At 40.5% G+C, this 7,928-nt stretch carries 6 protein-coding genes; 5 read left to right on the top strand and 1 reads right to left on the bottom strand.

From position 1 onward, the window contains the following. Nucleotides 1-56 precede the first annotated feature (56 nt). From HMPREF0666_RS17700 to HMPREF0666_RS13385, 5 genes are all read left to right on the top strand, one after another. Complete coding sequence (locus HMPREF0666_RS17700; protein ID WP_083822498.1) at nucleotides 57-407, top strand: hypothetical protein; 351 nt, start codon at nucleotides 57-59, stop codon at nucleotides 405-407. A 102-nt stretch (nucleotides 408-509) separates the two neighbouring features. Continuing rightward, the gene (locus HMPREF0666_RS13400) at nucleotides 510-1,460 is read left to right on the top strand and encodes a hypothetical protein (protein WP_009012906.1); all 951 of its coding nucleotides are present in this window, start codon (nucleotides 510-512) and stop codon (nucleotides 1,458-1,460) included. Next, nucleotides 1,450-2,007 carry a hypothetical protein gene (locus HMPREF0666_RS13395; RefSeq protein ID WP_009012905.1) on the top strand — a complete coding sequence of 186 codons (558 nt, stop codon included), beginning with the start codon at nucleotides 1,450-1,452 and terminating at the stop codon, nucleotides 2,005-2,007. The genes HMPREF0666_RS13400 and HMPREF0666_RS13395 overlap by 11 nt, the downstream gene beginning before the upstream one ends. After that, entirely contained in the window at nucleotides 1,991-5,638 is a 3,648-nt protein-coding gene (locus HMPREF0666_RS13390; RefSeq protein WP_009012904.1) for an ATP-binding protein, read from the top strand. The genes HMPREF0666_RS13395 and HMPREF0666_RS13390 overlap by 17 nt, the downstream gene beginning before the upstream one ends. A 12-nt stretch (nucleotides 5,639-5,650) precedes the next feature. Further along, on the top strand, nucleotides 5,651-6,496 hold the full coding sequence (locus HMPREF0666_RS13385) for a hypothetical protein (RefSeq protein ID WP_009012903.1): 846 nt from the start codon (nucleotides 5,651-5,653) through the stop codon (nucleotides 6,494-6,496). 41 nt (nucleotides 6,497-6,537) lie between these two features. On the opposite strand, the gene mnmE is transcribed toward HMPREF0666_RS13385, so the two are convergent. Then, nucleotides 6,538-7,926, bottom strand: a complete 1,389-nt coding sequence (gene mnmE, locus HMPREF0666_RS13380; RefSeq protein ID WP_009012902.1) for a tRNA uridine-5-carboxymethylaminomethyl(34) synthesis GTPase MnmE — start codon at nucleotides 7,924-7,926, stop codon at nucleotides 6,538-6,540. Between the last annotated feature and the right edge of the window lie 2 nt (nucleotides 7,927-7,928).

Here is a 7,928-nt window from a genome sequence, read left to right as displayed (position 1 = left end):
TTGCTCTGTGACGGTGAGGTTCCAACAGCAGTTCCAGCAGGCTTTTCAAGCAAGAGCTGATCAAACTTTCCGAAGACCTCCATATTGACATAATAGTGGCGCACTATCCCCCGTACACGTCGAAGTGGAACCCCATTGAACACAGGCTTTTCTCTCAAATCACCAGAGTATGGAGTGGTATTTCCTTCGAGAGCGTTGAGCAGGCATGCGAACTTGCCGCAGAGGCCAGAACGAAATCCGGCCTTTGTGTCTTCACCAACATCAACAGAAAGAAGTACGACACTTCTCGTTGTGTGGATAGCAATTATGATGATGTCTGTCAACGGCATATTACCTTTGATGAAGAGCTACCGAAATGGAACTACAAGGTTTCATGGAGAGACAAAAAATACCAAGTTATTTTTTAAACGTTACTAAGTAGGCTCATTGACTATGGAGTACTGGTAGAAACAGGCAGTTCTCTTGAAATAGAGAGCGACTATCTTAATTTCTTCGAGGAGGTTCTGAATGTGAACGAAGAGATAAGTGTGCTAAGCGTACAGGAATGTATCAACACACTAAAGGAACATATCACTTACTTCCTACAAGAGACAAACGTAAACAGAAGGGCTGGTTACCAAGATAGTGTGCGCCAACTCTTGAAGAAAACAGGCTTTAGGACATTGAAGAATGTGGTGGACTTGAAACGAAACATGGACAACACCTATAAGCAAGAACCCAACTATCTCAACAAGAAAACGAAACTACAGCACCTTGATGAGAAAAGCCATAGTATTCGTTCGATGATACGTGAATGTGAGAAGCTAATGGACAACGAGCAAGCTTTCTTCATTATGGCCAATGACCCACACATGGCTAAGACCTGTAGCACCGTGAGGCACGATTTTGTTGAAGCTTATCATGCACTGATGGAGATAGACAGGCAGATTATTGTCTATATCAATCAAATAGACCAACAGAACCAACTATACAAGAAGATACGCAAATTAAAGTATCTAAAAGACCAACTTCTCATCAAGACAGAGACTAATATAACACAAGTATTAGAAGACAACAATCCACTATGGATGGAGTCTCGACAATATAGTAAGATACGTCTTTCATTGGAGGCACTGAGAGAGAATGATGAGATAGGGCAGGTTTTAAGAAGGATAGCAGAACGTAACGGCATACAGAAGACGTCACGAATAGAAGCAGAACCGCTGACACAGGAAGACTTACAAGAGCAAGTACAACTTTTGAAAGAGATTGACCCTACTGAAGTATGGAATGCCTTTGCAGCATCAAGCTACAATCTATTTGAATTCATCCTCAGATATAACTACACAACAAAACGTGAGATAGAAGATCATGCGACCCTATTTTGCCAACTTGTCATTCTACATCCTGATGAATGTAAACTGACAGGAGAATACGCAACTTACCAAAACATTGAATATCCTATTATATATGCGAAATAATACTCAACGAATATATGAACGTTTAATCCGTGGAGAGTTCCTCTCTGTGGATAGTGCTGACAACTCTATCCGACATCTATATGATGACCTGGAAGAGAACTTTGAAGACTATGCTGACTACTTTAAGGAGATTGGTCTACAATTAGTACAAGGCAACGGGTACTTTTACTTCTCTCGTATAGGAGAAGGAAAGCAAGCGATAGAACAAAAGTTAGAGAGCTTCTCTAAGTGGCTTGACTATCTTGACTTCCTTAAATGCTACAATCAAGCATTCTCAGCTGGCTACCAGTTTCGCAAAGGTCATCTGATAGAACAAATCAGTCTGGACATCGAACTAAAGGAGAAAGCCAACCACTTGTTTAAGAAGTATGGCGCAGGTTCAAATCAAGAGATAGTGAACAAACTACTCCAAGAGATGCAAAACATGGGCTTTGCTGAGTGTGTCAACATCCAAGATGAGACTTTTAAGATTACCTCTGCATTCCGTTATGCCGAGGAATTGGTTAACATGATTCAAATAGCTAACGAAGATGAAATACCTGAATAGAATCATATTTATCAATAGTGCGAATATTCCATACGCTGAAATATCAGTAGATGGTAACGTGCACTTCACTGGAACACAGGGTGTTGGAAAGAGCACAGTACTAAGGGCTCTTCTGTTCTTCTACAATGCCGACAAACATAAGTTGGGTATTCAACAAGGCCAGAAGTCGTTTGATGAGTTCTATTTCCGCCAATCTAACTCGCATATCCTCTATGAGGTAATGCGCGACAATGGCGCATATACCATATTAGTCAACCGATACCAAGGACGTGCTTCTTGGCGGTTTATTGATGCTCCCTACCAAAGGGAGTGGCTCATTGACAATGGGAAACAAGTGTTGAGCGACTGGGTGAAGATACGTGAACGCATTGATAAGAATGTGAGTGTGTCGGCAAGAATCGACTCTGGGGTGATGTTTAAGGATATTATCTTTGGTAATACGCATGACCATAAGTTTACTCGCTATGCCTTAGTACAGAGTGCTCACTATCAGAACATACCTCGAAGTATTCAGAATGTATTCCTTAATACGAAGCTGGATGCCGACTTTGTGAAGAATACTATTATCCAATCAATGGCTGACGAAGACCATCCTATTGATTTACAAACGTATAGAAGACTGGTAACAGACTTTGAAAGAGAATACGATGAGATAGACTGTTGGTTCCAACAAACGCGTGACGGAATCTATCCTGTACGTCAACAAGCACTGAAAATAGCTGAACAGGGCCGTAAGATACTTGCGTTCGACCAGCAACTACTTGATGTCTGGCACATGCTCAACTATGTTGTAGCAGATGATGAACAACAGATACCACTATTAGAAAGTAAACTTGTAGATGTAAGAAACAATATTGAGAAAGAGAGTAGACGTCAGAAGGAACTAAAAACAGACTATGACAAGGAGAAAGACACTCTCAATCAAGACCTTGGAGGGAAGAATAGTAAACTGAAAGAGATTGCTGAGAAGCGGAAGTATTTTGATGCTATCAATATAAAAGAAAAGGTTGCACTTAACGCTCGTGAGAAGTCTTTAAAGCACGAGGTGGCTGAGAAACAAATGCTATTGGACGATTTACTCAAAACGAATGCTTCGATAGCTGATAAATATAACATCGCTAAAGAGAAACTTGAAAATGCTCATCAAACATTTATCAATGGGCAGAAGGAGACTTTATATGCAAAGCAAACAGAGCTACAACAAGAACGTAATCGCTACGAAGAAGAGCGTTCTAAGAGTAGAAACCAGGTTATGAGCGTGTATCGTACTTGGATACATGAGTCTAACGAACGCCTTCAATCACTTATTACAGAGCAACATAGGGCGGATAGTAGACTTAAAGAACTGCGCCAATGGCACCCTAAAGAGGAGGATATCAAGTTAGTGAAGGAACAACTGGTACAATTAGATATCAATGAAAAGGATAATGAGGCACAGCAGACAACTGTAAGAATTCAAATAGAAAAGCTGACTAACGAATTCGAAATGAAAGAGGCTGAATTGAAACAGGCCTCTTTGCAGGAACAAAAGCGATTGGAAGACGAACGCACGATATGCCGTAATGAGATTGCAAGAATCAACGACTTGCTGTCACATTTAGATGATTCGCTTTATCATTGGTTATGTGAGAACGCTGAAGGATGGGAGGATACAATTGGAAAAGTTGTAGATGAAGAACGGATACTCTATGCCCAAGGACTTGAGCCAACTTTAGACAATAAAACAGACAACCTATTTGGAGTAAAACTCAACTTGGATAACATTGAGTCAACTCACCGTACTCCTGATGAGTATCGGGCAGAGAAAAAGAAATTAGAAGACCAACTTCAGCTATTAAATAGACAGTTATCACAACTGCCTATAACCCTTCAAGAGGATATTTCCAAACTCGGGAAGAAATATGGTAATCTACTTAAACCATTACGTCAGGATGCTACTCGCCTTAGAGTGGAAGCTGAACAAATACCAACGAAGAGACAGAACCTGCAAAACCAACAGCATAAATTAGAGATGGAAGAGCAGGAAATAATTTCAAGCGAACAAGAGTTACGTATGCATGCATTCAATGATGCCACTCTTAAAGTTGAGGTTGAGAAAGAAAGACAAGCAAAGAATGATGCTAAGAACGAAAAGGACTTGAAAGAACTCGACACTGCTTTCAATAGGTATGTAAGGGCACTTAATAATGAGCTTCATGCTTTCCAAAAGCAACAAAAGATTGAAGCAGAAGCGCATAATCAAGAGTTTGAAAATCAAAAGACTCAACTCGACAAACAACAAAGGGCTGAGCTTGAAGGCAAAGGAGTAGACATAAAACTACTAAACGAATATCGCAAAGCACTTGATGAGCTTAACAAGCTACTTCAACAGATAGAAACTGACCGCAATGACGTTATTAAATACGAAGATGCGGTGGAGACTCTCTTCTCTAAAGAAGCTGATATTAGAAACAATATAAAGGAGATTGGACAGCGTCTTATTATGTTGCAACAACGTTACGAAGACAAGCGAATACGCATAGAAAAGAAGAAGCAAGCATGTGAAGACCAACAGAGGGCTTTCCAGAAAGACCTCACTCATAGACGAGATGGACTAAGCCAATATCATCAAGTTATAGAGAACGAACACTTAGTACCTACTGTCTATCTCGCTGATAACAAGGTGAAATCTACTCACTTAGACTGTTTACAGCTGTTAAGTCAGCTGAGAGGCACCATTAATCAGAAACGAGAAGCTATTGAAACATTAAAGGGAACCATTGTAAACTTCAATCGTAACTTTAAGCCACAGAATGCTTTTCACTTCAATACAACGCCTGTCACTGATGATGATTACATGCAGATAGCTGTTGATTTACAAGAGTTTATCGACAACAACAAGATAGAAGAGTACCGAAGACGTACCAGTGAACACTACAAAGATATCTTAGGTCGTATCTCAACAGAGGTTGGAGCGTTGATGAAACGTCGTTCTGATGTAGATGGAGTAATCCTTGACATCAATCGAGACTTTGTCGAGAAGAACTTTGCAGGGGTGATTAAAAGCATAGAATTAAGGGCAAATGAGTCGTCAGACAAGCTTATGCAGTTGCTTATATCAATCCATGATTACTGCGTAGAGAACGCCCTCTCTATAGGAGAACTGAACCTCTTCTCAAGTGATAATCGTGATGAAGTGAACCGAAAGGTTGTAGACTACTTGAAAAGCTTAGCTCATCAGTTGCAAAACGAACCTAATCGTAACATCGTTTCATTGGGAGATGCCTTCCGTCTACAGTTCCGTGTGAAGGAGAACGACAATGACACAAGCTGGGTAGAACGCATTAATAACGTTGGTTCAGACGGAACAGATATCTTAGTGAAAGCTATGGTTAACATCATGCTTATCAATGTTTTCAAGAAGAAGGCGGCACGCAAGAGTGGTGATTTCATCGTCCATTGTATGATGGATGAGATTGGTCGTCTACATCCAAACAACATTAAAGGCATCTTACAGTTTGCCAACTCACGTAATATCTATCTAATAAATAGTTCGCCAACATCCTACAATCCGTATGATTATCGGTACACCTACCTACTAAGCAAGCATGGTGTAAAGACGAAAGTAGAGAAGCTCTTGAAGAGAATATAACATCGAAAGACTATGGCAATAAGTGCATCTATACAAGCGTTGATAGCTGGTGAGACTGTTGCAGGCTCAAGGATAAGCAATAGACTACTGACAGAACTTATTCAGGAAGGTCTATTGCAAATCATTATACATGGATCGAGAAAGTCGTATCGTGCAAATAACATCGAAGCATTAAAGAGGTTTCTCATTGACAAGGATGAGAACTATCGTATTTTAGATATCGATAATTTCGACTCAAGAAGTTCTATGGCAAGCGAGACAGGAAACTCTAAGCTCGTGACTGTACGTTCGTGTCCTGGATTCCCAGTGAACACGTATGAGCCTATTGAATGTCGATTAAATGAAGAGCCATTTATCATCAATCCGCAAGAAGGATGTTTCTTATTTGTTTCTGATTGGAGAACTTTTACAATTCCAGAAGATGTAACTATCATTGGAATTGAGAACATGGAGAATTTCAGAAAAGTACGTCAACAAAGGCTCTTCTTCGATGAGTACCTACATAAACACAGCCTTTCACAAAAGGTACTGTTCGTCTCACGCTATCCACAATCAACTGATCTCAGAGAATGGCTGGCATCTATTCCCAATCTATATATCCACTTTGGCGACTTTGATTTGGCTGGTATTCATATATTCCTATCTGAGTTTCAGAAGCATTTAGGCATAGGACGCACATCTCTCTTAATCCCAGAAGATATCTCCTCACGGTTAAGCTATGGTTCAGCAAGGCGTTATAACGAACAATATGCTCGTTATAAAGATATTAAATCAGATAGAATAGAGATCCAACAATTGATAGACCTCATTCATCATGAGCGTAAAGGTTATGATCAAGAGGGTTATATCTCTCAATAAAAAAGAGTTACGATGCAACGTGGGTAAACTATCTTAAGCCCTTACTTACCAATACAAAAGTGCTTGAAGATATTTCCAAGTACTTCATGTGGGGTAATCTGGCCACCTGTGATATCAGCAAGTTGATAAAGGCAGATGCGTAAGTCCTCACTAACAAGGTCGCCACTAAGTCCAAAATCAAGTGCTTCTATCACTCTTAGGATAGACTCATCGGCATGAGTTAATGCTTCGTAATGACGCGCTGAAGTTATGATAACACTGTTCTCGTTTATCTCAGGGATATCAGCTGCTTGATAAATAGCTTCTTCTAAGGCTGTTATATTCTGCTTTAACTTTGCAGAGATATAGACAGTATGCAATCCTGCCCCTACTAACTTGGGCTCAACTACCTTATTATCAATTTTGTTAAAGATAGTAATCAAATGCTTCCCCCGTGTCAGACCTTGCATCTCTGCACATTCTTCTACTGTAGGTTGCTCGTCAAGAACCCATAAGACAATAGCAGCCTCATCCATCTTCTGATATGCACGTTCTATCCCTAACTTCTCTATTTGGTCGTCAGTATGGCGTATGCCTGCCGTATCTATAAAACGAAAAGTAACTCCTTTTATTTCTGTTGTATCTTCTATGACATCACGAGTCGTACCATGAATGTTCGACACGATGGCTTTCTCTTCGTGAAGGAGACAATTCAAAAGGGTCGACTTACCCACATTCGTCTTACCAACTATGGCTACAGGTACACCTTTCTTCAATGCTTTACCTGTTTCAAAGGAGTCTGTGAGTGTCCTAATCTTTTGATGTATCGTCTCTGCCAATGCTTTCAATTCTGTTCGATCAGCAAACTCAAGCTCCTCATGGTCGGAGAAGTCGAGCTCTAACTCTAACAAGGATGTCATCTTCAAAAGCTGTTCACGCAGGATTGATAGCTCCGAACTGAAATGACCTTTAAGTTGACTCAATGCTACCTTGTGCGTAGCACGGTTTGAAGCTGCAATGAGGTCGGCAACAGCTTCCGCCTGACTAAGGTCCATCTTACCATTCAGATAGGCCCGTTGGGTGTACTCTCCTGGTTGAGCCTGGCGACATCCAGCATCAATAAGTGCCTTAACAACCTGATTAAGAATATAAGCAGAACCATGACAAGATATCTCCGTACTGTTCTCACCCGTATAGCTATGAGGAGCACGGAAGACACTAACCAGAACATCATCAATGGTATTTCCCTCCTTATCAAGGATTTCGCCATAATATAAGGTATTCCCTTTTACATTTAGCAAATGCCGTCCACGTACACTACGAAAGACCTTATCCGTTATTTCTATAGCCTCATCGCCACTCACACGGATAACTCCTATAGCCCCGCCAGGCTGAGTGGCAAGAGAACACACCGTATCAGAAGTAGATAAAAATATACTCTTTGAATTCATTT

The organism is Prevotella sp. C561, from assembly GCF_000224595.1.
Lineage (GTDB): Bacteria > Bacteroidota > Bacteroidia > Bacteroidales > Bacteroidaceae > Prevotella > Prevotella jejuni.
The sequence above is the reverse complement of the archived record's forward strand: the minus strand, read 5'-3'. Positions and strand labels throughout refer to the sequence as shown.